This window comes from Ochrobactrum sp. SFR4 (assembly GCF_019730395.1).
Taxonomy (GTDB): domain Bacteria; phylum Pseudomonadota; class Alphaproteobacteria; order Rhizobiales; family Rhizobiaceae; genus Pseudochrobactrum.
This window is the reverse complement of the sequence record NZ_JAAPBB010001261.1, coordinates 1-242: the sequence shown is the minus strand read 5'-3', so window position 1 is coordinate 242 and position 242 is coordinate 1. Positions and strand designations below refer to the sequence as shown.

Here is a 242-nt window from a genome sequence, read left to right as displayed (position 1 = left end):
CCTGCCTTTAATTGATTGGCTACATACTGAAGAAGACCAGCAAGATCGATTGGGTATTTACGGAATACTGCACCACAGAAACTTGCCAGACTTTGAAGCCAGCTTGAGATGGTTGTGTCATCATGTTTCATTCTCTCCTTTTCTGGATTAGCTAAAGCTTCAATGATACAATAGGCCAAGACATCATAATTCAATGAAGTGAGGTATTTCAATGAATCTACTACAGGTGTTATTAAGTTATC

1 protein-coding gene is annotated in these 242 nt (G+C 38.4%); it reads right to left on the bottom strand.

The window, feature by feature from the left end:
- On the bottom strand, positions 1–242 hold a 242-nt coding region (locus HBA93_RS24805; RefSeq protein ID WP_221724780.1), incomplete at both ends, for a hypothetical protein.